This is a genomic window from Aliinostoc sp. HNIBRCY26, assembly GCF_050235535.1.
GTDB lineage: Bacteria > Cyanobacteriota > Cyanobacteriia > Cyanobacteriales > Nostocaceae > Trichormus.
In genome coordinates, this window is sequence record NZ_CP189852.1 from 3,977,114 (window position 1) to 4,002,263 (window position 25,150).

Here is a 25,150-nt window from a genome sequence, read left to right on the forward strand (position 1 = left end):
TCTGCGAAGCTAGGTAAATTTTTATTCCTTCTGACCCGTTTCCTGTTACCTTACTACGCAAATAATTTCAGTAATCAAAGCAGGTTTTATATGTATCAAATAGATTACTGAAGATAATATATCAAAAGTTTAATTACTTCTATTTAACTAAGGAATGAACTAAATTCAGTGTAGAAAAGATATATTAGATAGTTTTGAGTATTATGTTAAGATGTGAGCAAATAACTAGCACAGTGATGCACTAACAAAATCAAAAAATATTACTAAATTAGCTGAAATTTTTAGGGGTTGAACATCGTTCAACCCCTAAGATAAACTTGCTTTTAAGCGTGGTATATATTGAGTATTTTCTACCATTCAATACTAAGGAATAGGGAGCGATCGCAATAATCGTTCAACGACACTGCGAGAATTACGTCCTCCCCTGGTTATCAGTCGATGACACAGCACATGAGGCGCAAGCATTTTCACATCATCAGGAATAGCGTAATCACGCCCCAACAGAAAAGCTAAGGCTTGGCTGGCTTTTTGTAACGCTACCGTTCCCCGTGGACTGACACCCAGGGTAATTTCCTCATCTTGGCGAGTTGTCCGTACTATTTCCAAAATATATTGTTGCAGGGAAGTTTCTACTTTTACCTGAGAGCAAGCTTCCCGTAGTTGGGCAATCTCTGCCAAACTCATACAAGATTGTAAATCATCTACCTTAATACCCTTTTGGAGATTTTGCAGCATTTCCAATTCTTCATCCGCAGAAGGATAACCCAAACTCAAAGACAACATAAATCGATCCATTTGGGCTTCTGGAAGCGGGAAAGTCCCTTGATATTCCACAGGGTTTTGAGTCGCGATCACAAAAAACGGTTCAGGAACAGCACGGGAGACTCCATCTATCGTTACTTGATGTTCTTCCATAACTTCCAACAAAGCTGACTGCGTGCGCGGTGTAGCACGATTAATTTCATCAGCTAACAAGATATTAGCAAACACCGGGCCAGGAAGAAAACTGAATTCACCGTTTTTAGGATTCCAGATATTAGTACCTGTGATATCCGTCGGTAGTAAATCGGGGGTACATTGCAAACGTTGAAATTTACCATCGAGTGAACGCGCCAGAGATTTAGCCAGGAGAGTTTTACCGACTCCTGGAACATCTTCTAACAAAGCATGACCACCGGCTAATAATGCTACTAAAACTAGGCGGATAGCTTCGCTTTTACCAACGATGGTACGATTAAGGTTTTGAGTTAGAGCGTCAATTTTGTCTCTCATGCACCACAAGGGATTGGTGATTGGGCTATAAGAAACCGGAGTAGAAAATAACCTATGCCTTATTTCCCACTCCAGTATTTACAGTATTCCCACTTAAGCAATTCAAAATTCAAAATTCAAAATTCAAAATTGGGATTGGGAGAAGAAAGGAGGCAGGGGGGCAGGGAGCAGGGAGAAATGGGGAAGTTTTTCTCCCCCATTTCTCCCTGCCCCCTGCACCAATTCCTCTTCTATGCCCTATGCCCGTTACACAGCATTATCTGTATTTTTTTGTTGTAAAAGTTTTTTGGCGATCGCACAATCTTGTTGAATTTGATTTTTTAGGGCTTCTAATGAAGGGAATTTCTGCTCTGAACGTAAAAATTCTACTAACTGGACGGTGAGTTTTTTTCCGTATAAATCACCACTCCAGTCCAGCAAATGTACTTCCACGGAAGAATAAGTCCCGTTGACTGTGGGACGATTACCAATATTCATCACTCCTAAAATTTCACTTGCTGTATTCGCTGTGGATGTATCACTCAAAATCTGCACCCGCACAGCATAAACTCCTTTGCAGGGAATAAATTTATCACCTGGTAACTCTAAATTAGCGGTGGGAAAGCCGATAGTTCTACCTAGTTGTTCACCTTCGACTACAGTACCAATCAGAGTATAAAGCCGCCCCAGGCATCGACTAGCGTTTTTAATATCCCCACTGGCTAAAGATTTACGGATAAGTGAAGTGCTGATGGGGGCATTTTCGCTGAAATTCAAACTGCTACAACTGTTGTTGTCTTCGGCGGGGAGAGTAGAAGTTTGGAGAGTAACTATAGTTACAGGTATATTGTACTTAGCGGCGATCGCTTGTAAATCTTGAGCCGTTCCCAGGCGATTTTTACCAAAACAAAAGTCTTGTCCCACACTAATACGTTGACAGCGTAGTCTCTGTACAATCACCCTTTCCACAAATTCTTCAGGAGATAAAGCTGCTAAATCCCGATCAAAAGGTAATAGTACAAGCTGCTGCACCCCCAGCGATCGCAATTGCTCTACTTTTTCATCTAAAGGCGTTAGCCAAGTCCGAGTTTGTCCCGTAAAAAACTCTTGGGGATGGGGACGAAAAGTTACAACTGTAGAATATATCTGTTCTTGTGGTGTTGCTTGGGGGTCTACTGATGGGAGTGGTGGCGAGGCGAGTTTCTGTCCTCCCATTAAAATTGGTTGAATAACTCTTTGATGGCCAAGATGCACACCATCAAATTTGCCCAAGGCAACAGCCGTTGGGGTTAGCAATTTATCTGTTGCAGCAGCAACCCACACAGAACACCCATTTTGAGACAGATTTGGCACTTGGATTTGGGGATTTGAGGTTTATTGAAGTTAGACAGTTAGTCGCTTTTAAAAGGCAAAAGGTGAACCACTGCGTTGGGCGGGCAATGCCCGACTTGTAGCAAGTGGTGAACCCGAAGGGCAAAAGGTAAATTTTGGGCTTTTTACTTTTACCTTTTTACTTCCTACTTCCTGTCTTCTTCAAATCTAATCTAAAATCTACCATCACTCCGACGACAACTTTGATCCAGAAAAATTACCTAAGAAACGGATTCTGATAGGGGAACTGAGACGGGAATTTGCAGCACCATTCCTTCCCTTGCCATAATTGCCCCTGGAAATTGGGCAAAGGCTTGCGCCCCTACATGATCTAAGAAATCATCATCATGGGCTGGGTCATGGTGGAAAATCACGAGGGTTTTCACATTGGCAGCCTTGGCCACTTTTACGGCTTCTTGCCAAGTAGAATGTCCCCAACCGATTTTCGGTGATTTAGGAGAATAGTATTCGTCATCAGTGTAGGTGGAATCATAAATTAAAATATCTGCATTCCGGGCTAACCACAACACATTTTCATCTAATTTATCGGGAAAATGTTCTGTGTCGGTAATGTAAACCGCCGCCCCACCACACCAGTTAACTCGATATCCCACCGCTTCCCCAGGATGATTGAGTGGGGCTGTTTCTACGGTAATATCATTAATCTGTATGGGTTTTCCTGGATGAACATCATGAAATTCCAGATCGGCCTGCATGATTTGCAAAGGCACAGGAAAATTCGGGTGCAGCATCTGATCGTTAAGACGTAGTTCTACAGTAGAACCATCAGGCGCGATCGCCCCGTAAATATGAAAATTGTTACCTTTCACAAATCCAGGGACAAAGAAGGGGAAACCCTGCATATGATCCCAGTGTGAGTGAGTAAAAAATAAATGAGCTTCTATTGGCATTTGGCGCAATAAAGATTGCCCCAAAACGTGCAGCCCTGTGCCGCCATCGAAAACTAAGCGTTTACCACCCACTTGCATTTCAACACAAGGGGTATTGCCACCATAGCGGACTGTATGTGGCCCTGGACAGGGGATGCTCCCACGAACGCCCCAAAATTGTACAGTAAATTGGTTCTCTATCCTTGACATGGGTATTGCTTGTTGGACTGGGCGGGCGATCAATAAAAAATGTAGTTGTTTAGTGAAATTTATACTGTTTTACCGCAGAAGATAGAGAAATAGGTTTTTGGTAAAACAGCATACATAGATTAAGTTAATCTACGTAAATTGGGTGAGGCTATGCCAAGCACTTACCTCATTATTCCCAAAATATTTGTATCAGTAATATCAAGAATGCTCCTAATTTTATAGCCTAATTTTGACTATGTTGTATATGAGGGAGTCAATAGTCAATAGTCAACAGTCAATAGTCATTACTCATTACTCATTACTCATTACTCAGCACGGGCTAAACGCCCCGCTTCCGCTAACAGCACTCATTACTCATTACTCATTACTCATTACTTTTTCTTCCCCTGCCCCATACCCTCTGCCCTCTAAGAAAACTTAAACTCCCACTGAGATAACTTATCTAGTCCATTGGCGTAGGTAAGGTTGTATTGTAAGGGTGTAATGCTGATGTAGTTATCACGGATGACGTGAACATCAATAGGGACATTTTGGGTAAGATTTAAGCCTGCTGGTGGTTCTACGTCTTCTAAAACTTCTCCAGTTAACCAGTAATAAGTTTTACCACGGGGGTCTGTGCGTTTGTCAAAAACATCTACATACCTACGCACTCCCTGACGGGTAAGTTGAACGCCCGCAATTTCTTCCCAGTTGACAGGGGGGACATTGACATTGAGCAACATTAAATCTGGAATGGGTTTAATACTCAGTTGCTCTACCAAGATTTTGGCAAAGTGCGCCGCAGGTTGAAAGTTTTTACAAGTGTGACTAGTTAAGCTCATAGCGATGCTAGGAATACCCTCAATCATGCCTTCCATCGCTGCCGATACAGTACCAGAGTAGAGAATTTCTGTACCTAAATTAGCACCTTGATTGATACCAGAAAGGACTAAATCAGGCGGAGAATCTAATAATGCCCACAGTGCCAGTTTGACACAATCTGAAGGTGTACCATCACAAGCCCAGGCTTTGATACTGGGATGAAAAATTGACTCGACAATTTCAGCGCGGATTGGTTGGTGTAGAGTCAGTCCATGACCAGTAGCCGATCGCTCCCGATCAGGACAAACCACCGTCACATCATGTCCTGCTTCCGCTAAACAGTTAGCCAGGGTACGAATCCCCAAAGCCGAAATACCGTCATCATTGCTAATTAGTAGTTTCATAGTTATGAGTCAATAGTCAATAGTCAATAGTCCATAGTCAACAGTCAACAGTCCATAGTCAAGAGTTGTAGACTGTGGAATCATCAATCCCCAATCCCCAGTCCCCAGTCCCCAATCCCCAATCCCCAATCCCCAATCCCCAATCCCCAATCCCCAATCCCCAATCCCCAATCCCCAATCCCCAATCCCCAATCCCCAATCCCCAATCCCCAATCCCCAATCCCCAATCCCCAGTCCCCAGTCCCCAATCCCCAATCCCATCTAAACTGGTAAAAAGAGCGATGGTTTTCACCCCTGTCTCTCATAAATTAATGGCATACTACTAAAGTTATTTGTCGAATAGTCCAAAACTGCGGACTATTGACTATTGACTATGGACTATTGACTAATGACTAGCAACTTAGAAGCTCAACTTTTAGCATTGCGGCAAGAAGGAGAACAGGCGATCGCCGCCGCCGATACCCTCGAACGTCTGGAGGAACTCAGAGTTAACTATCTGGGGAAAAAAGGTCAATTGGGGGCTTTGTTGCGTAGCATGGGGCAAATGAGTGCGGAGGAGAGACCAAAAATTGGTGCGATCGCCAATACGGTCAAGGAAGCACTACAAGCCAGTTTAGACCAGCAAAAGTCTGCCCTAGAAAATGCCCAAATTCAAGCACAATTAGAGGCAGAAACTCTTGATGTCACAATGCCGGGCATTTATCGCCCCCAAGGTCGCATTCATCCTTTAAATGGCATTATTGACCGGGCTTTTGATATTTTTGTCGGCATGGGCTACACGGTGGCGCAAGGGCCGGAAATGGAGACAGATTACTACAATTTTGAGGCTCTCAACACCCCACCCGACCACCCTGCCCGTGATATGCAGGATACTTTCTACCTGCCCGATGGCAATCTCCTGCGGACTCATACCTCATCGGTACAAATTCGCTACATGGAAAAGGAAGAACCACCCATTCGGGTTGTCGCTCCAGGGCGAGTTTATCGGCGTGATAATGTTGATGCTACTCACTCAGCAGTTTTCCATCAAATCGAGTTGTTAGCCATTGATGAGGGACTAACATTTACTGACCTCAAAGGCACAATCAAAGTATTTTTAAATGCTATGTTTGGCGAATTGCCGATTCGCTTCCGTGCCAGTTATTTCCCCTTCACTGAACCCTCGGCTGAGGTAGATTTACAGTGGAATGGTCGCTGGTTGGAAGTTATGGGTTGCGGTATGGTAGATCCGAATGTGATGAAATCTGTAGGTTATGACCCAGAAATTTACACCGGATTTGCGGCGGGCTTTGGTGTAGAACGTTTTGCAATGGTGTTACACCAAATTGACGATATCCGTCGTTTATATGCCAGCGATTTGCGCTTTTTACGTCAGTTTTGAACAACTAAGAAAGTAATTTAGAGGAGATTAATTTCTCCTCTAAAAATCCAAGTTTGGGTGGATCATAGCGCAGCCCAAGTACCAAAGTGCTTGGTATTATTGGGTTTCACTACACTCATTTTCTTTTTGCTTTTAGTGTGGCGCAATTACAAAATTGGGCTGATTTCTTTTAAATAAACTTGAGCAAAGGATTCATTTTCTCCTAAAGAATAATCCTCAATTAAGCCTTTGCGCCGAATTGAAATATCGTTTTGTTTCTTAATCACTACGGTAGAACCATCCAATATATCTCGCATCAACATCATTTCTGTTTCGCTAGGGTTATTCAGCACTACTAAATTACTACCGTAGTAAAACATTCCTTCCGCTTCTAAAATTTCTTCTGGATACTCAGCAATGAGTAAATCTAGTTTGGGATGGCGGAGTAAAGTTTGGACATTGTGATTATATTCTGGGTGTAATACCTTTGGCGATCGCTGAATAAATACACCCCCCCGACATACAGATCCGATTGTCCAGTCTGGGTGTTGTGACAAAATGTGATCAATTGTGGCTTGTAGTTCCTCTATCTGAATTTTATTAAAGGTAATAGTTGGGATTCTGGCATCTAAACCTGATTTAAAAAATGTTGCCAGAATATGAGTAGGAACATCAACACTCTCACCCTCAGCCGGATTATAGTGCATGAAAATTCCTGGTGCGGCGTTGATTTCTAAAATAGAAAATTTACCATCTTTCCAAGAATCTGACAGATTTTCGGCAATCACATCGATACCTAAACAAGTGAGTTGAAAGTATTGGGCGATGTCTTGCGTCAAAATAATGTTGTCATCATGGATGGTGTTGGTGGCATTAATACTTAAACCTCCAGCCGAAAGATTGGCAACTCTCCGCAGGTAGATAGTTTCTTCTTTGTCCAGAATGCTGTTTAATGACAATCCTTGCAGGTCTAAATAAAACTCCATTTCCTCATCGATGCGAATTTTACTCATCGGTGAAGTGGGAGTATCTAAACGTGCTGGTTTACGGTTTTCTTGACGGATTAATTCTGCAATTGTTGAGTAACCATCACCGACGACAAAAGCAGGACGGCGTTCAGTCGCCGCAACAAATTTACCATTCACGCACAACAACCGAAAATCTTTGCCAGAGATGCTTTTCTCCACGATGATTCTGATTGTTTCCCCTTCAGGAATCGCCTCTACAGCCCGGTCATAGGCTGCTTCTAGTTCATCTAAGTCTTTCACATCAGGGGTAACACCAATACCTTTATGACCCACAACAGGTTTCACTGCTACTGGGTAGCCAATTTCTCTCGCTATTTGTTTAGCTTCTCTAAAGGAAAACACAATATCCCCTTGGGGAACGGGAAAGCCTAAATTGTGGAGAAACGCTTTGCAATCATCTTTATGGGTAGTAAATTCCGAGTCTAAATGGCTATCGCAGTTAAAAGTTGTACCTACACCCCGAATTTGTTTTTTACCCCAGCCATACTGCATCAGGCCTTCTTCCCGTAAATAGAATGAGGGAATACCTTTTTCGTGGGCGGTTCGCAGTAAGGCGTAAACCGTAGGGCCACCGTAAGCAGATTGGCGAAATCTGTCTTGGAGGTTAAAGATTTGTTCATCTAGGAAGAACTCTTCCCCTTGGGTAATGGCTTCTAACCAATCCCAAACTAGGTAAATGACTGATGTTGTGGTGCGTTCGTGCAATGATTGTACAGCTATGTGGAATCCTCCGGAATTGGGTTTCACACTCCAACGATTCGGGTACAAATCCATATCTAGTTTGCCTACTTCTAAGGCTGTAGCTGCAAACAGATGGGCGTAGGATTCGTAGGTTTGTTTGCCTAATTGGGGATAGCGATCGCTCACAACCGCAATATAGTCCTCTATTGGTAGGGGCTGTTTATCTGCTACCACCGCTAAATTAAACACTATTGCCCCGACATCTAAATAAGGATTAGACCCGACATAATAGCGAAAATTGAAAATATCAAATACATCTGTTTTCCTAGCATTAATACGGACTATATCGGTGCTTTTTTCCTGAATCATAGATGTTTGACCTTTGGCTAACTTCCTTTAAATTCAGTTGTTAATTTCATTTAATATGTCTTACTAATTTTAAATTGACTTTTGCAATTATTACGGCACAACTTAACCTATATTTTGATAAAACTGTTTATACATAACTTCATTTGTCAGCACTTTCAACTATCTCAAGACATACTTAGTTTTAGTTAGTCTGAATAATCATCAAATTTATCTATTTTCTCAAATACTCATACAAAATATTACCCTTGATAGGTGTCAGACTTACGCATAGTATATATAAATAAGGAATGGGTTTAGGAAATAGCCAAAGGTATGAATAGTACACAAGCTACTTTAAGAGATGAAGTTAGACAACTTGCCCAAGAAGCGTTTCAACTCAAGTTGATTTCTGGTCATGGAGACGGAGCAGATATCAATGAATATCAAATTGTCTATCAAGGTAAGCCCCGACATTTGCCATTAGAACAAGCACGCTTTTTTCTGGTCAACCTGATATATAGAAATCAGATTTGTTAAAAAAACAATTTTTTACTGTGACAACAGATAAGTCAACATAACTTATCTGTTGTTATTTTTTGGTTGAAGCTTAACTAGAAATATCATCTATGTTTTTGTTGTGATTCACCTGTATTCCAAGGTAGATTTCAGAAGAAATTTGCAGTGATTTTAGATAATTTTTATCTACCAATAGGATGATTTGATATTGCTAAATGTCATGCTTTATTGAAATTAGTAATAAATTAACTAATGTTAGGAAATTTTATATGACTACTAGTGAAAATAAACGCCAGTTGGTAATTATTGGGGGAGCAGAAGACAAAGATGGAGACTCCCAAATTTTGCGGGAGTTTGTGCGCCGTGCTGGGAGTACAAGAGCCAATATTGTGATTATGACCGCAGCGACGGAACTACCCAGAGATGTGGGAGAGAATTACATCAGGGTTTTTGAGCGATTAGGCGCGGAAAAAGTGCGGATAGTAGATACAGAAACCCGTGAGGACGCAGCTTCATCCACAGCATTAGAAGCGATCGCCAAAGCTACAGGTATATTTTTTACAGGGGGAGATCAAGCGCGCATTACTAGTATTCTCAAAGACACCGAATTAGATAGAGCAATTCACCAACGCTATGGCGAAGGTATTGTGATTGGCGGTACAAGTGCAGGCGCAGCAGTCATGCCAGATAAAATGATTGTCGAAGGTGACTCAGAAACCAATCCTCGCCCAGAAATCGTTGACATGGGGCCAGGTTTAGGCTTCCTTCCTGGGGTAGTCATTGACCAACATTTTTCCGAACGCGGACGTTTAGGACGCTTAATTACAGCCTTAGTTCGAGAACCTGCTGTATTAGGATTTGGTATTGATGAAAATACAGCTATGGTTGTCACAGATAGCCAGATTGAAATCATCGGTCAAGGTTCAGTTACAGTCGTGGATGACTCAGAAGCCACATACAACAACTTAGATGAAATTTTACGCGATGAAGCACTAGCCGTCTGTGGTGCAAAACTGCATATCTTACCCCACGGGTTTAAATTTGACTTAAAAACCCGCAAACCCATTCTCAGTAATGGTGTAGCCGCAGATAATGCCGTACCCGTTGGCGCAGGTAATGCCTAACTTTTAATAGACATATTTTTCTACTCATCATCATTTCTATTTCTATCTCTGCCAATCCTTCTCTGTATTACAAAATCCTTCCACTAAATATCCTCTTTTTCTAAATTAATCAGAGAAGGGGATATCTTTCTTTTTGAGCAAAAATTGCCTATATGTTCAATCTAATTGAGTTTAAGTTATTTGCCCCCTACAATCAAAAGGTAATTTTAATAGGGGATTTTTTTCATGCCCAAGAAATCCCCATGACAAAAAGCAAAGATGGTTATTTTCGGACTGCAATAGAATTAGCTGATGGTATTTATCATTATAAATTTCGTGTGCGAACTCGTAGCCCTAACTTTACACAAAATGAATGGATAGATATTATCGACCCCTATGCCACAGATGTTGATGCACAACGTCAGCATGGTATAGTCAGAATTCAAAATGGGCAACGGATTGTTGATGATTACATCTGGCAAAATGATCATCTACCATTACCTAAAAATCAGGAATTAGTCATTTATGAAATGCACGTTGCTGACTTTAATGGAGTCGACAATAAACATGGTCAATATTTAGGTGTAATTGCGAAATTAGACTATCTCTGTGATTTAGGCATTAACGCCATTGAATTAATGCCTGTGAATGAGTATCCCGGTGATTATAGCTGGGGTTATAAAGTGCGCCACTTCTTTGCTACAGAATCTAGTTATGGTTCAACATCAGAATTAAAGCAATTAATCGATGCGTGCCATAGCAGAGGCATTCGCGTTTTCATGGATGGAATTTATAACCATACAGATGAAGAATGCCCATTAATGTTAATTGATCGGAATTACTGGTACTACGAACATCAGCATTATCCTGAAGACCCTAATAATTACTGGGGGCCAGAGTTTAATTACGACAATTATGATGAAAAACTAGATATTAAACCTGCATGGCAATATATCGGTGATGTTGTGCGATTTTGGGTGCAAGAGTATCATATTGATGGGATTCGTTATGATGCAGTCCGCCAATTAGCTAACTTTGAGTTTTTAGATTGGCTAGCGCAACAAGCTAGGCAGGCTGCTGGTTCTAAGCCTTTTTACAATATTGCAGAACACATCCCCGACACCAACACAGTAGTGAAACCAGATGGGCCATTAGATGCTTGTTGGCATGAAAGTTTTCGCTACTTTATGATTCCTCACATTGCTGGGGAAAAATTTGACTTGGAGGAATTAAAGCAAATTTTAGCTCCCCAACAGCAGGGTTACGCCACAGCCACAAATGTCATTAATTATTTGGCAACTCACGATCGCCAACGTCTGCTGCGAGAATTAGGAGAGCGTGGGATTTTTGATACAACCGCCTTTGAGCTAGCTAAGTTAGCCGCCGCCATCCTGATGACAGCCGTAGGCATACCAATGTTATGGATGGGAGAAGAGTTTGGAGAATATCACCGCAAAAGCGAAAGTGTAACTCAACCGCAAAAAATCACCTGGTCTTTATTAGCCAGCGATCGCAATCATGATTTATGGGCGTATTATCAGCAACTGATTACTCTGCGAAAACAAACACCAGCCTTACAAAGTGACAATATAGAATTTTTTCACGAAAACCCTACAGATAAAGTTCTAGCCTATATGCGCTGGCACAATCAAGGCGATCGCATTATAGTTGTAGCCAATTTTTCACCCCAGCCATTAACTAATTATCAAATTTCTCATTTCCCTGATGGCAAGTCTTGGCGAGATTGTGTCACTAATGCTGAAGTCAGCGTTGAAGGCAATAGTTTAGTCACTGACTTACCAAAATATGGGGCAAAAATACTGATTTCTCAGTAGCAGTCTAGATTATGCCACACACAACTTAATGGCTGTGATATGATGGGAGACTGCTGCATACATTTAGAAAAAATCGAATTCAACTTATCATGGCTCTGACGCAACAGCGCAAACAAGAAATTATCTCTAGCTACCAAGTCCACGAAACAGACACCGGTTCTGCTGATGTGCAAATTGCGATGCTAACTGCACGCATTAACCGCCTCAGCGAACATTTACAAGCAAATAAAAAAGACCACTCTTCCCGTCGCGGATTGTTAAAACTAATTGGTCAACGTAAGCGTTTGTTAGCATACGTCCAAGAAGATAGCCGGGAAAAATATCAAGCTTTGATTGGTCGCTTAGGTATTCGTGGATAGGGATTAGCATTTATGCCTGCTGAAGAATCAGAAAGCACTCGTCTACCATTTGAACCAAAAACTAAACGCCAAAAACCTGCAAAAGCGAAAAATACCCCACCAATCAAGTCTCAAGAACCTGAAAAACAGGAGAAACAACAGCCACCCTTCACAAAAGAAGAAATGGCAATTCCCCAGGTGGTGAGTCAGCGCATGATCAGGCGAGTAGCAGCATTTTGCGGCATTCCCACAGCGTTGGGTATTTCCGCCTTAGTAGTCAGTTATTTGTTAGCTACCTACTCCGATATCAAATTAGCTCCCATCGCTGTATTACTAGTGAATATGGGACTTTTTGGTCTGGGTGTGTTGGGAATTACCTACGGCGTTCTTTCTGCCTCATGGGACGAAGATAGAGTGGGTGGTCTACTTGGTTTTAGTGAATTTAGAACCAACTGGGGACGCATGGCAGACGTTTGGCGCGAAACTCGGCAGAAAAAAGCATAAACAAAGCACTCAGGCATTTATATAACTGCGGTTTTGGGTAAATTTTTAGAGTCAATGTTGAAGTTTATGGATGATGACTTCAACATTTCTAAATTAAAAATTTATGATTAAACTTTAAACCCAACTAGCAGCAATAAAAGCCTTGAGTGCTTAATTTTTTTCTGGTATGAATTCAATTCTTCATTTTTGCTGACTACACTAAATACATAAGAACCAAGATAATCGCCTATTAGTTTGAGCTTTCACGCCATTCAAAGGGGAATTTCTAATGATTGTAGTCATGAAAGTTGGTTCTCCCGAAGCGGAGATTAACCGGATTAATGAAGAACTTAGTAGTTGGGGTTTGACACCAGAAAAGATTGTTGGTAAACACAAAGTAGTAATTGGTTTAGTGGGCGAAACTGCTGACTTAGACCCACTACAAATTCAAGAAGTCAGTCCTTGGATTGAGCAAGTATTAAGAGTAGAACTTCCTTATAAACGTGCTAGTCGGCAATATCGCCACGGTGAAGCCTCAGAAGTTGTAGTGAATACCCCTGATGGTGCAGTGGTGTTTGGGGAACACCATCCTTTGGTAGTGGTGGCTGGCCCCTGTTCTGTGGAAAACGAGGAAATGATCGTTGCCACTGCACAAAGCGTCAAAGCAGCCGGAGCCAGGTTTTTGCGGGGTGGCGCATACAAACCCCGTACTTCACCTTACGCCTTCCAAGGACACGGCGAGAGTGCTTTAGAATTACTCGCCAAGGCGCGGGAAGTTAGCGGTTTAGGCATTATTACAGAAGTGATGGATGCGGCGGAACTAGAAATTATTGCCAGAGTGGCTGATGTGATTCAAGTCGGCGCAAGAAATATGCAGAATTTCTCCCTTCTGAAAAAAGTAGGAGCGCAACCCAAACCAGTGTTATTAAAACGGGGAATGGCGGCTACCATTGAAGATTGGTTGATGGCGGCTGAATATATTCTGGCAGCAGGTAATCCTAATGTAATTTTATGCGAACGGGGTATTCGTACCTTTGACCGTCAATATACTCGCAACACCTTAGATTTATCTGTAGTGCCGGTATTACGGAAATTAACCCACCTCCCAATTATGATTGATCCCAGTCATGGTACAGGTTGGGCTGAGTTTGTACCTTCTATGGCGATGGCCGCGATCGCAGCTGGTTGTGATTCTCTGATGATTGAAGTCCACCCCAACCCCAAAAAAGCCCTATCCGACGGGCCGCAATCATTGACACCAGAAGCCTTTGACCAGTTAATGCAAGAGTTAGCCGTCATTGGTAAAGCCGTAGGACGCTGGCCAACACCAGCCGCAGCTTTAGCGTAAGCAGTTTTTCCACTGGGGAGGAAATCAAGAAAATTCTATCTCCAGGAAGCTGAATTAATACCTTGGGGAAGATGTCTCTACTGAGTTAAACAGTATCAAATATATCAAAACCAGTAGTGGCATCTTCTGATCAGGGAGATTAATTCAATGAATTTGCAGGCGATATGGCAACTTTTTCAAGAAGCGTTTCAAGAGTGGAGTGAAGATAAAGCCTCACGGTTAGCTGCGGCTTTAGCTTACTACACAGTTTTTTCCATTGCACCATTGCTGATTATTGTGATTGCGATCGCTGGTGCAGTATTGGGTGAAGATGCTGCTAGGGGTGAAATTGTTAACCAAATTCAAGGTTTAGTGGGTAGAGAGGGAGCAGAATTCATCGAAACCGCCATTCAAAATGCTAATCGACCGCAAGCAGGTACTATCGCTTCTATAATTAGTGTCGCTCTTTTGCTGTTAGGCGCAACTGGCGTTTTTACCGAGTTACAAGATTCTCTCAACACGATTTGGGAAGTACAAGCAAAACCAGGACGCGGCGTAAAAAATATTGTGCGCCAGCGTTTTTTATCTTTTGCAATGGTGGTATCGATTGGCTTTTTGTTGTTAGTCTCTCTAGTGGTTAGCACCATCTTGTCAGCAGTTGTCAATTATTTTACTGGCTTATTACCAGGTATAGATTTTGTATGGCAACTGTTGAACTTTGTTATTTCCTTTATTGTGACTACTTTACTATTCGGATTAATTTTCAAAGTTTTACCTGATGTCAAAATTACTTGGGCTGATGTTTTAATCGGGGCGATGATTACATCCCTGTTATTTTCCATCGGGAGATTTTTATTAGGACATTACTTAGGTAATAGCAGTTTTGGATCAGCTTACGGTGCAGCAGGTTCAGTAGTAGTAATTCTGGCTTGGGTTTACTATACTGCCCAAATTCTGTTTTTTGGGGCTGAGTTTACCCAGGTTTATGCCCGCAAGTACGGTAGACGCATTTTACCGACACATAACGCCATCCCCTTGGATAAAGGTAAATCTACAAATCAAAACCAGAGAAAGTCATAAGAGATGGATAAATATCTTTATATTGATTGGCGTGCAGTTTTTGTTCCTAGTATCAGCGTTCTGGAATTACTAGTCAGAGGCTCTTTAGTTTACCTAGCCCTATTTTCAGTGTTACGTTTACTACCTAGCCGACAATTAGGGACGCTGGGAATTACTGATTTGCTCGTAGTGGTGTTATTTGCCGAAGCCGCCCAAAACGCTATGGCGAGTAACTATACTTCCATTACTGAAGGCGCAATTTTAGTAGGAACGGTGATTTTCTGGAGCTACTTCTTAAACTGGCTAGGCTACAAATTACCCGCAGTACAACGATTTCTGAATCCTCCGCCCATCTTGTTAGTGAAAAACGGTAAAACAATCAAACGCCACTTACAACAAGAACTGATTACAGAAGACGAGTTGATGAGTAAATTACGTCAGCAAGGTGTGGAATTATTAGATGAGGTCAAGTTGGCGTATATGGAGGCCGACGGTAGCATCAGTATTATTAGATTTGAATTAAAAACTCAGAGTGTCAAACCACAAAAAGCCATTGAGAAAGGCTAAATAGAGGGTAAAATATGACAGTTGTATTCTGCCGCGAACGTTGATTGAGCGTTATACTTTGCCTGAGATGGGCAACTTGTGGACTGAAGCTTATAAGTTTAAAACCTGGCTTCAGGTAGAAATTGCAGTTTGTGAAGCCCAAGCTGAATTGGGTTACATTCCAGCTGCGGCTGTTGAGGAAATTAAGGCTAAGGCAAATTTTGACCCGAAACGGGTGCTAGAGATAGAGGCGGAAGTCCGCCATGATGTGATCGCTTTTTTGACGAATGTCAATGAATACGTAGGCGATGCAGGGCGTTATATCCACTTGGGATTAACCAGTTCTGATGTCCTGGATACAGCTTTAGCATTGCAAATGGTTGCTAGTCTGGATCTGCTAGCCCAACGCCTGGAAGATTTAATTCAGGTGATTCGTGAAAAAGCACGGGAACATCGTTATACCGTCATGGCTGGCCGATCGCATGGTATTCATGCTGAACCGATTACCTTTGGCTTTAAACTAGCTGGATGGCTGGCGGAAGTTTTGCGTCATCAACAAAGATTGCAAATTCTCCGCGAAACCATTGCTGTAGGTAAGATTTCCGGCGCGGTGGGAACTTATGCCAATATAGAACCAAGAGTAGAAGCGATCGCTTGTCAAAAATTAGGACTCAAGCCAGATACCGCCTCTACACAGGTGATTTCCCGCGATATCCACGCCGACTATGTACAGCAATTAGCCCTAGTTGCCGCCTCCATTGAACGCTTTGCTGTGGAAATTCGCAATCTCCAAAAAACAGACGTTCTGGAAGTCGAGGAATATTTCTCCAAAGGGCAAAAAGGCTCTAGTGCTATGCCCCACAAGCGTAACCCCATCCGTTCCGAACGGCTGACGGGGATGGCGCGATTAATTAGAAGTCACGCGGGCGCAGTCTTAGAAAACGTTGCTTTGTGGCATGAACGGGATATTTCTCACAGTTCTGTAGAACGGGTAGTTCTCCCAGATGCTTGCATTTTGACCCATTTCATGCTAAAGGAAATCACTGAATTGGTGAAAAACCTGTTGGTGTATCCAGAAAACATGGCGCGCAATCTTAACTGCTATGGTGGAGTGGTGTTTAGTCAAAAAGTCCTACTAGCCTTAGTAGAGAAGGGTTTGAGCCGCGAAGAAGCATATGCGATCGTCCAACAAAACGCTCATACTGCTTGGAATAAGCCAGAAGGCAACTTCCACGACTTGATTGTCAATGACTCCCGTGTCACCCAAAGGTTATCAGCAGATGAAATTGCCGTCTGTTTTGACCCCCAACAACATCTGCGTCATTTAGACGAAGTTTATCAACGATTGGGGATTTAAGCAGGGATTGGGGACTGGGGACTGGGGACTGGGGACTGGGGACTGGGGATTTTGGATTTTGGATTTTAGATTGAATACAATCCGAAATTTAAAGGTTGGAAGGTGGACAAGGTGGAATAGATTTCCTTACTCAGCACCAGCTAAACGCCCCGCTACCGCTAACATTACTCAAATCAATTCAAAATTCAAAATTCAAAATCCAAAATTAAAGAATTGATTACTCATTACTCATTACTCACAACTCCCCACCGGCTAAACGCCCCGCTTCCGCTAACAGCACTCAGCACTCATCACTCTAAATTAAAGACTTTAAAATCGTTGCTGTACTTTTTCTCAGTAGTGGGTAATATAAATAACAAATAAACGCTCCTTTGTTAGTTATTTGCATACACTGATGATTGAAATCCTTGCAACACTTTCTGCTTCGGCGGCAGCAGGAATGAGAATAGGCATACCTTTATTTATTATTTTTCTTTTACAGGGTAGTGATTTTTGGTCGCAAGTGCCTATTTTTTCTCATATTTCCCCTAGAGTTTTATTAACTTTTATTATCGGTTGTTCCTTTGCAGAAATATTTGCTTCCAAAAAACTCTGGGGGCAAAGAATATTGCAAATAATTCATTTATGCTTATCTCCCATTGTCGGTGGGATTATGGGTGTAACTGTAGCTTCCGCCACCGCAACGCCGCTTTGGTTACTAGCTGGAATTGGTGGTTTATTTGCTCTCGTCTTACAGTTGGTACAGGTGGGTTGGTTTTATCGCTTACGGGGGTTGCCATTATGGGCAGTCTTTTTACAAGATACCTTATGTATAGCTCTAGTGCTGTTTGCTTTTGATGCTCCCTGGCAAGGAGGATTAATCGCTTTAATCCTCCTCTTGTTCGCTTTGCATAGTGCTAAACAGTGGTATGACTGGTATCACGCAAACCGCTAGAATACCTGAACTTGGGCAAAACCGTAGGGGATAGTGCGCTGATAACCAGTATAGCCGCCTGCAAGTTCATATAGATAAAAATTTCGGTTGAGAGTATTGAATGTCAAATTCCTGAAAGCGATTTGTATGGTGCTACCAGGAGGTACTGGTTGAGCAAAGGTAAGCCGTAGTCTATCGCCTTCGGGGGAAATATTAGCATCGAGTCTTTGACCAGATTGATCTGTGATTTCAATGTCGTTATTGTTGACACTCACCAATTCTGACGGACGAACCATTACATAGGATAAAGGTTGCTCCCCTGTATACACGCTGATGTAATGAGTATTAGCAAAACCACTTGTCCTACTAATTCGGGGTGCGGTACGGTCATCAGACATTGTTGGTCTGGATTGATATTCTTGTCCAGGTGTAACTGGTTGTCCGGGTGTGACTGGTTGTTCTGGTGTAATTGGTTGTCTGGGTGTGACTGGTTGGGTCTGGGCGATCGCAGGTAAACTAGCTGTGGCGATCGCTAAACTTAGCGTAGAAAACCAAATCAGTTTTTTCATAACTCACCGTCTATAAACAGGAAATTCAAGCTTTATTGGCAATATTCCTGCAATTTTTCTCTCATTACATCTATCCGTAATGGGAAGTACGGAAATTTAAAAATACTACGTATAAAAATAAAAATCCCTCCAGAGGAGGGAAGTGAGACATTAAAAAGCTTTTTTCTTATAACTTTTCACTTATTGCAATAGTCCAACTAGATGCAACAGTCCACGGCCTGTTACTAACTCAATAATCAACGCAATAAAGCCTAACATCGCAATACGACCGTTCCAGACTTCTGCACTGGTGGTAATACCCCATTCCCAACTTTCTGGGGGATACATCTTCACTTTCTTCTTCATTTGGGTGACTTGGGAAAGTTTAAGGCTGGGTTTTTGCAGTGCTTCAATTACTAAATCAGCTAAGGCTCTGATAAAAATTGGATGGGTATTGGGTGCAGGTACGCGCCGGAAGTTGTGAATTCCTGCTTCTTCGGCGATTTCCCGATACTCAATATCAATCTCTTGTAAAGTCTCAATATGTTCTGAGACAAAACTGATGGGGACTACAACTAAGTCGTTCACACCTTGCGCGCCTAGTTCTTTGAGTGCATCTTCTGTGTAGGGTTGCAGCCATTCTACCGGGCCTACACGACTTTGATAGGCTAAAGTATGCGCGTTGGCACGATTGAGAGTCTGCATAATCAAAGCAGTACATTCCTCAATTTCTTGTTGATAGGGGTCGCCTGCTTCTTCTACATAGCTTTTAGGAACGCCGTGCGCGCTAAAGAAGATATGTACTTGATCTGGGTTGGGAAATTGGTCAAGTTCTTGGGCAATTAGTTCCGCCATTGCTTGTAAGTAACCTGGCTGTTTGTACCAAGAAGGAATGACGGTGTATTCAATTCGTTGTAGTTTGGGGTCGTCTTGCCAAAGTTTCTCAAGTAGGCGGAAGCTAGAACCACTGGTACTGATGGAGAATTGGGGATAGAGAGGCAAGATTACTAAGTTATCGAGATTGTCTTGGGTGAGAAGTGCGATCGCTTCTTCTGTGTAAGGATGCCAATAACGCATTCCTACATAGATTTTCGCATCTTGTCCCAAATAAGTTAACTGTTCCTGTAAAGCCTCTCCTTGCGCTTCTGTAATTCGTCTTAATGGAGAGCCACCACCGATTTGCTTATAGTTCTCTTGCGATGTTTTTGTGCGTCGTGACGCAATAAACCAAGCCAGGGGGTTTTGTAACCAACGGAATGGTAAGCGTATGATTTCAGGATCAGAAAAGAGGTTATACAAGAACGGCCCAACATCCTCTAATTTATCGGGCCCACCGAGATTGAGTAATAATACGCCTACACGACCCATAGCAGTTATTTTCCCCCGACTTTTTCAGATTTTTTACTAATGTTAACAATATATCTTTATTAAATATAAAGCTTAATAGTGAGCAATGTGCAATGGCAACAATTTTAAGAGATTTAAGTTATCGATATCAATGGCTATATGACGGCATATCTCGTGTAGCCGCCATCAGCGTTGGTGGTGAAGGACGTTTTAGGCAATTGGCTCTACAAGGCTTAACAATTCACTCAGATACTCATGTTTTAGATTTGTGTTGTGGTAGTGGTCAAGCGACGCAATTTTTAGTGAAATGTTCACAAAATGTAACAGGACTAGATGCCTCACCATTATCCTTACAAAGAGCCAGGCAGAATGTACCGGAAGCGACTTACGTCGAAGCTTTTGCAGAAAAAATGCCCTTTACAGAAGCGCAATTTGATGTAGTACATACCAGTGCAGCTTTACATGAAATGCAGCCAGTACAATTGCGGGAAATTATTCAAGAAGTTTATCGAGTTCTCAAGCCAGGAGGTATATTTACTGTTGTGGATTTCCACCCACCTACTAACCCCATCTTCTGGCCTGGTTTAGCCTTATTTTTTTGGTTGTTCGAGACAGAAACAGCTTGGAAATTATTAAAAACTGATTTAAGTGGGTTATTAACTGAAATCGGATTTCAGGTAGATCAGCCTATCTTATATGCAGGTGGTAGTTTGCAGGTAATTCAGGCGAAAAAATGAAAAATAGGGACTGGGGACTGGGGCATAGGGCATAGGATAGAGGGTATGAATATTAATCTTGATTTTTCTAAATCATTTACTCTATTCCCAATGCCCAATGCCCAATGCCCAATGCCCAATGCCCGATTCCCGATTCCCTATGCCCTATATCTTCGGAAATATGACTGTAACCGTTGTGCCAACACCTACTTCACTATCTACAAAAATCTCTCCTTCGTGAGCATCCACGCATTTTTTGACAATGGCTAAACCCAACCCGGTACCCGAAATACCGCCAACATTATCGCCACGATGGAAAGGTTGAAATAATTGTTTTTGGTCTTCAATAGAAATACCAATACCCGAATCTTGAATTTTTAAAGTTACGGTTTTTTCTTGATTGAATAATTCTAATTTGACTTGACCTCCTGGGTGAGAATATTTAATGGCGTTTCCTAATAAATTCGCTAAAATATGACGAAATAAACTTTCATCTAATAATATTGGTTCTAATGGTTGTGGGAAGTTAAAGATAACTTTTATTTGCTTATCTTTAATAACTAATTGAGATTCTTCTACTAATTGCCTACAAAATGCTTCTAAGTCTACAGCAACCAGATCACATTGGAGTCTACCTGCATCCGCTTTGCCAATAAATGATACTTCATCTAATAGCTGCGCCATATTTTTGATTGCTGAACGAATCATTTGAAAGTGAGAATGTTTTTTCTCTTGACTCAGTTTCTCTTCGTTATCTTGTAACAATCCAGCCGCTAAAAGAATAGTATTTAAAGGATTACGAATATCATGGGAAAACATCGAGACAAAATCTGATTTAAACTGGTTAATTTCTTGAGCTTTTACCAGTTCGGCTGTGCTTTCCTCTACACGATTTTCCAAAGATTTGTTAAGAATGCGTAAGCTTTCTAAGGTTTGCTTGCGTTCAATCGCATAACATAAAGCACGCACCAAAACATGGACATTTACCTGTCGTTTGACTAGATAATCTTGCGCGCCTTGACGGACTGCTTCAATTGCTAAATCTTCATCGTTAGTATTAGTCAGCACGACAATCGGTATACTAGGGGATTGCTCTATCAATAAAGATAGAGATGATAATCCTTGAGAGTCGGGCAAAGTCAAGTCTAATAAAATTACATCATAATTATTGTGACGCAGGGCGTTAAGTGCATCCCCTAACCGCTTTACATGAACTAGGGAAAACTGTTTTGATTCAGCTTGTTGCAAATATTCTTGTAATAACCTCGCTTCTGCTATGTTGTCCTCAATTAATAAAATCGTGACTGAATGTCCAAGGATCATTTTCTTGGTTTCACCCCCTGGGAATGAGTGAGTTGTGAGTGATGAGTGCTGAGTGATGAGTGCTGAGTTGTGAGTGTTTAGTAATCAATTCTTTAATTTTGAATTTTGTAGGCTTGCCTTCCCGTAGGGTATTTTGAATTTTGAATTGATTTGAGTGCTGTTAGTGGTAGCAGGGCGTTTAGCCGGTGCTGGGTGTTGTGTAAGGTATGGGAAGTAAAGAGTTAGTGAGTGCGTGGATGGGTAGAGAATGGGAGTAGTGAAAACAGTTCTTTCCTTTTCTCTGACACACCTATACCCCTACACCCCTATACCCTTACTCTGGCGGTAGCGTGACTGTAGATAGCCAAAATTCCTCGATTCCTTTGACGATTTGGAATAGTTGGCTGAGGTTGCGGGATTTTGTGATGTAGCAATTTACGTGTAATTCGTAGCTGTGAAAAATATCATCTTCGTTTCTCGATGTTGTTAATACTACTACGGGAATACGTTTTAATGCTGGGTCATTTTTAATTTCTGCTAATACTTCTCGACCATCTTTTTTTGGTAGATTTAAATCCAACAAAATCAAATCAGGACGTAGCGCATCAGTATATTCACCTTCACGGCGAAGATAGGCCATAGCGTCCATACCATCCCTGACTGTAATTACTTGGTGCGGTATGGAGCTATTTTTAAAGGCTTCTTGGATGAGGCGAATATCTGCTTTGTTATCCTCAACTAGAAATATTGTTTTGAGTTTTTCTTCCATTTCTACGCTCACGCTCTCGTCCCCCGACTGGAATCGTAAAGTAGAAGGTTGCACCTTCACCAAGTTGTGATTCTACCCAAATGCGTCCGCGATGACATTCGATAATCTTTTTACAGATGGCTAAACCCATTCCTGTACCTTGGTACTCGTCTCTGGTGTGGAGGCGTTGGAAGATGACAAAAATGCGATCGCTAAATTGTGGGTCGATACCAATTCCGTTATCCTTGACTGAGAATAACCACTCGTCTTCTAGTCTTTCTGCGCCGATGTGAATTTGGGGTGGTTTGTTGCTGCGGAATTTGATGGCGTTGGCAATTAAGTTTTGGAATAATTGCATGAGTTGGGTACTACCCGCCATGACAATGGGTAAGGGATCATGGGTGATAGTGGCTTTAGTTTCCACAATTCTTTGGCGTAAGTTGCTCAGAGCTTTTTCGAGTGCGCTTTCGACTTCGGTGAGTTGGAAGGCGATCGCCTGGGTGTCTACTTTGGAGTATGCTAGAACATCGTCAATTAATGTCTGCATCAGGCTGACACCTTCAACGGCGTAGTTAATAAACTCTTTTGCGTCTATATCTAACTCATCTTCATAGCGCATTGCTAACAACTGCACATAATTTGCAACTTGGTTGAGTGGTTCTTGCAAATCATGGGAAGCAACGTAAGCAAACTTTTTCAGTTCGGCGTTGGAACGTTCTAAATCTTGCGCTAACTCTGCGAGTTCATCGGCTTGGCGCAGAACAATGTTGACAATTGCCTTTCTCAATTCTAGCGCGGCGCGAATTTCTACATACTTCCAAGGTAAGGAGGTGAGGCGGACTGTCTGTTTCCAAAGTTCAAAGGATTTACGAGGACATAGCCGCAAGTTTCCTTCAGACTGGCTCACTTCAAAGGCTCTATTGGGATCACCACCCCAATTCACTGTTTGAATTACTTCCGGTCTAAACCACAATACATAATTACGATGGGAAATGGGAATGGCTAATAAACCACTCGCCACATTTTTAAACCTTTCTGCATCGGGATAAAGTTTTGGCAGAGAATCAGTGTAGAAAACTTCTGAGTCAATGTTATTTTTTAGCCATTGCATCAGAAAAACTAATTCTTCTTCTTTGGGAGTTTCACCAATCAAGGTAAATTTATCACCACAACAAACAGCCGCACCTTTAGCAGAGGTTAAATCTAAAAGATTAGGCTGATGTTTGACTAACCCATCAATAAAATTGTCTTCTTGAGACATATATTCAACCAGTAATGATTGAATATGGGTAAGATTCATCCGATAATCGTAATCTTCGGTTTCTTCTCTAGCTGATAGTTCTGCAAATATCACTCTTCCTAAAAATTCGCAGGCTTTGCGTAATTCATAGGAAACATATTTTGGTGTTTGATGGTGACAGGCGATTAATCCCCAGAGTTTTTGGTCTTTAATTAAGGAAATAGTTAAGGAAGCACCGACACCCATGTTGTGTAAGTATTCCAAGTGACAAGGCGCAGCACTTCTGAGGATAGAATTAGTTAAATCTAGTGGGCGATCGCTGATGGGATTTTTCACTGGTATCATCTGCACAGGTTGCGCTTGAGCATCCGGTATCAGACGAATCGAGTTAGAAATAAATAATTTTCTAGCCGGTTTCGGAATATCTGATTCGGGATAATGCAGTCCTAAATATGACTCCAAACTAGGGATTTTTTCTTCCGCTAGTACAGAACCATGTCCATCATCATCGAATTTATATAACATCACTCGGTCAAAACCAGTGACTTTGCGGACTTCCTGCACAATTATCTGGCAAAAATCCCGCAGACTCGCGGTGTTTTCTAGCTCGTTAATCGATGCTTTAGCTAGATGATAAAAACTTAAAAATGGGATATTTTCTTGAGAAATAGCAGGCTCTAATTCTAAAATTAAAAATCCTTCGGCATTTCTTTGGAATACACCATCAAAAACTACGTACTCTCCTCCTTTCTTGGGCATCCAAAGCTTTGTAGGATTAATAAAATCGATATTGTCTTCTAGTAATCCTGTCTTGATACGCTCAACTTGAAAAGAATCTAGTAACTCTTCTAATGTTTTCCCTAAAACAGAGTCAGCATTAACCCCTAAATTCCCCCAGGTGTTATTGCTAACTTGTAATACTTTCAAGTCTGGTTCTTCTAGGACTAACACCACACCATGTGGTTGAATTTGACTAGAAAGGTGAATTGGAGCTTCTTTTAAACTCTTGACATTAATATCTGCTATTTCCAAGCCTATTGTCATAAATAAATATCCTTTTTTTACTCTCTGCGGTCATCAAAATGAGAGTCAATCAATTTTGGATTTTGCGGAAAGTCTGTAGCTTGCTTCCCGCAGGGTGCGGAGGTTTCCTCCGTACAGAACTTTCCAAGACGGATTTTGGATTTTAGATTTTTCGATTTAATGCCATTATTCAAAATTTAAAATCTAAAATTCCGATGGTCTACCACCCTGTTTGAATTTTTTACTATCTCTCAATTCAAAACCTTGGCAACTTTAATTTAAATGGTGTAAGAATCAGCTATTTAGCAACATACCGTTGTTTATTTTCTGATTGTGCTGAATTTGTCACTTAATTCTGCTATTCTTACCACCAATAACCTTTACAAAGCTACTAAATTTTGTCTC

23 protein-coding genes are annotated in these 25,150 nt (G+C 41.6%); 13 read left to right on the forward strand and 10 right to left on the reverse strand.

The features are described from left to right. Positions 1–363 precede the first annotated feature (363 nt). The 4 genes from ACQFX9_RS16900 to surE form a co-directional block, all read right to left on the reverse strand. Positions 364–1,272, reverse strand: a complete 909-nt coding sequence (locus ACQFX9_RS16900) for an AAA family ATPase (protein WP_427157092.1) — start codon at positions 1,270–1,272, stop codon at positions 364–366. Positions 1,273–1,518: 246 nt separating this feature from the next. Then, complete coding sequence (locus ACQFX9_RS16905) at positions 1,519–2,604, reverse strand: bifunctional riboflavin kinase/FAD synthetase (RefSeq protein ID WP_427157094.1); 1,086 nt, start codon at positions 2,602–2,604, stop codon at positions 1,519–1,521. Positions 2,605–2,843: 239 nt separating this feature from the next. After that, positions 2,844–3,722: an MBL fold metallo-hydrolase gene (locus ACQFX9_RS16910; RefSeq protein ID WP_236144915.1), complete on the reverse strand. Its 879-nt coding sequence runs from the start codon at positions 3,720–3,722 to the stop codon at positions 2,844–2,846. Positions 3,723–4,129: 407 nt separating this feature from the next. Continuing rightward, entirely contained in the window at positions 4,130–4,927 is a 798-nt protein-coding gene (gene surE, locus ACQFX9_RS16915) for a 5'/3'-nucleotidase SurE (RefSeq protein ID WP_427157095.1), read from the reverse strand. Positions 4,928–5,001: 74 nt separating this feature from the next. On the opposite strand from surE, the gene ACQFX9_RS16920 reads away from it, so the two are divergent. Together ACQFX9_RS16920 and pheS are read left to right on the forward strand one after the other, a co-directional pair. Next, a complete protein-coding gene (locus ACQFX9_RS16920; RefSeq protein WP_427157097.1) occupies positions 5,002–5,253 on the forward strand; it encodes a hypothetical protein in 252 nt (83 codons plus the stop codon). Positions 5,254–5,315: 62 nt separating this feature from the next. After that, a complete protein-coding gene (gene pheS, locus ACQFX9_RS16925) occupies positions 5,316–6,308 on the forward strand; it encodes a phenylalanine--tRNA ligase subunit alpha (protein WP_427157098.1) in 993 nt (330 codons plus the stop codon). A gap of 146 nt (positions 6,309–6,454) precedes the next feature. Here pheS and ACQFX9_RS16930 read toward each other — a convergent pair whose 3' ends face one another. Next, positions 6,455–8,365, reverse strand: a complete 1,911-nt coding sequence (locus ACQFX9_RS16930; RefSeq protein WP_427157100.1) for a cyanophycin synthetase — start codon at positions 8,363–8,365, stop codon at positions 6,455–6,457. Positions 8,366–8,677: 312 nt separating this feature from the next. On the opposite strand from ACQFX9_RS16930, the gene ACQFX9_RS16935 reads away from it, so the two are divergent. From ACQFX9_RS16935 to ACQFX9_RS16980, 10 genes are all read left to right on the forward strand, one after another. Continuing rightward, entirely contained in the window at positions 8,678–8,881 is a 204-nt protein-coding gene (locus ACQFX9_RS16935; RefSeq protein ID WP_236144919.1) for a hypothetical protein, read from the forward strand. A gap of 248 nt (positions 8,882–9,129) precedes the next feature. Then, the gene (locus ACQFX9_RS16940) at positions 9,130–9,984 is read left to right on the forward strand and encodes a cyanophycinase (protein ID WP_427157101.1); all 855 of its coding nucleotides are present in this window, start codon (positions 9,130–9,132) and stop codon (positions 9,982–9,984) included. A 152-nt stretch (positions 9,985–10,136) separates the two neighbouring features. Continuing rightward, positions 10,137–11,798 (forward strand): alpha-amylase family glycosyl hydrolase, encoded by a 1,662-nt coding sequence (locus ACQFX9_RS16945; protein WP_427157103.1) that lies wholly within the window; start codon positions 10,137–10,139, stop codon positions 11,796–11,798. A gap of 89 nt (positions 11,799–11,887) precedes the next feature. Next, positions 11,888–12,157: a 30S ribosomal protein S15 gene (gene rpsO, locus ACQFX9_RS16950; protein ID WP_103137058.1), complete on the forward strand. Its 270-nt coding sequence runs from the start codon at positions 11,888–11,890 to the stop codon at positions 12,155–12,157. A gap of 12 nt (positions 12,158–12,169) precedes the next feature. Then, positions 12,170–12,640, forward strand: coding sequence for a PAM68 family protein (locus ACQFX9_RS16955; protein WP_103137059.1), 471 nt, complete (start codon positions 12,170–12,172; stop codon positions 12,638–12,640). Positions 12,641–12,908: 268 nt separating this feature from the next. After that, positions 12,909–13,967, forward strand: a complete 1,059-nt coding sequence (aroF, locus tag ACQFX9_RS16960; RefSeq protein WP_427157105.1) for a 3-deoxy-7-phosphoheptulonate synthase — start codon at positions 12,909–12,911, stop codon at positions 13,965–13,967. 147 nt (positions 13,968–14,114) lie between these two features. After that, positions 14,115–15,026, forward strand: a complete 912-nt coding sequence (locus tag ACQFX9_RS16965; protein WP_427157106.1) for a YihY/virulence factor BrkB family protein — start codon at positions 14,115–14,117, stop codon at positions 15,024–15,026. Positions 15,027–15,029: 3 nt separating this feature from the next. Further along, entirely contained in the window at positions 15,030–15,572 is a 543-nt protein-coding gene (locus ACQFX9_RS16970) for a DUF421 domain-containing protein (RefSeq protein ID WP_427157108.1), read from the forward strand. A 40-nt stretch (positions 15,573–15,612) separates the two neighbouring features. Next, positions 15,613–16,908 carry an adenylosuccinate lyase gene (gene purB, locus ACQFX9_RS16975; protein WP_427157110.1) on the forward strand — a complete coding sequence of 432 codons (1,296 nt, stop codon included), beginning with the start codon at positions 15,613–15,615 and terminating at the stop codon, positions 16,906–16,908. Positions 16,909–17,302: 394 nt separating this feature from the next. Beyond that, positions 17,303–17,842, forward strand: a complete 540-nt coding sequence (locus ACQFX9_RS16980; RefSeq protein WP_427157112.1) for a DUF4126 domain-containing protein — start codon at positions 17,303–17,305, stop codon at positions 17,840–17,842. Here the strand turns inward: ACQFX9_RS16980 and ACQFX9_RS16985 are convergent. Continuing rightward, positions 17,839–18,390 (reverse strand): DUF2808 domain-containing protein, encoded by a 552-nt coding sequence (locus ACQFX9_RS16985; RefSeq protein ID WP_427157114.1) that lies wholly within the window; start codon positions 18,388–18,390, stop codon positions 17,839–17,841. The two genes, ACQFX9_RS16980 and ACQFX9_RS16985, sit on opposite strands and share 4 nt — an antisense overlap. A gap of 180 nt (positions 18,391–18,570) precedes the next feature. Further along, positions 18,571–19,737 carry a ferrochelatase gene (gene hemH / locus ACQFX9_RS16990; RefSeq protein WP_427157116.1) on the reverse strand — a complete coding sequence of 389 codons (1,167 nt, stop codon included), beginning with the start codon at positions 19,735–19,737 and terminating at the stop codon, positions 18,571–18,573. A gap of 92 nt (positions 19,738–19,829) precedes the next feature. On the opposite strand from hemH, the gene ACQFX9_RS16995 reads away from it, so the two are divergent. Continuing rightward, positions 19,830–20,453, forward strand: coding sequence for a class I SAM-dependent methyltransferase (locus ACQFX9_RS16995; protein ID WP_427157117.1), 624 nt, complete (start codon positions 19,830–19,832; stop codon positions 20,451–20,453). Between the two features lie 144 nt (positions 20,454–20,597). Here the strand turns inward: ACQFX9_RS16995 and ACQFX9_RS17000 are convergent, their stop codons facing one another. The 3 genes from ACQFX9_RS17000 to ACQFX9_RS17010 all read right to left on the reverse strand — a co-directional run bounded on the left by ACQFX9_RS17000 (position 20,598) and on the right by ACQFX9_RS17010 (position 24,766). Next, positions 20,598–21,752, reverse strand: a complete 1,155-nt coding sequence (locus tag ACQFX9_RS17000) for a hybrid sensor histidine kinase/response regulator (protein WP_427162920.1) — start codon at positions 21,750–21,752, stop codon at positions 20,598–20,600. Between the two features lie 316 nt (positions 21,753–22,068). Beyond that, positions 22,069–22,515, reverse strand: coding sequence for a response regulator (locus tag ACQFX9_RS17005; protein ID WP_236144986.1), 447 nt, complete (start codon positions 22,513–22,515; stop codon positions 22,069–22,071). Beyond that, positions 22,469–24,766, reverse strand: a complete 2,298-nt coding sequence (locus tag ACQFX9_RS17010; RefSeq protein WP_427157120.1) for an ATP-binding protein — start codon at positions 24,764–24,766, stop codon at positions 22,469–22,471. The genes ACQFX9_RS17005 and ACQFX9_RS17010 overlap by 47 nt, the downstream gene beginning before the upstream one ends. Positions 24,767–25,150: the final 384 nt, after the last annotated feature.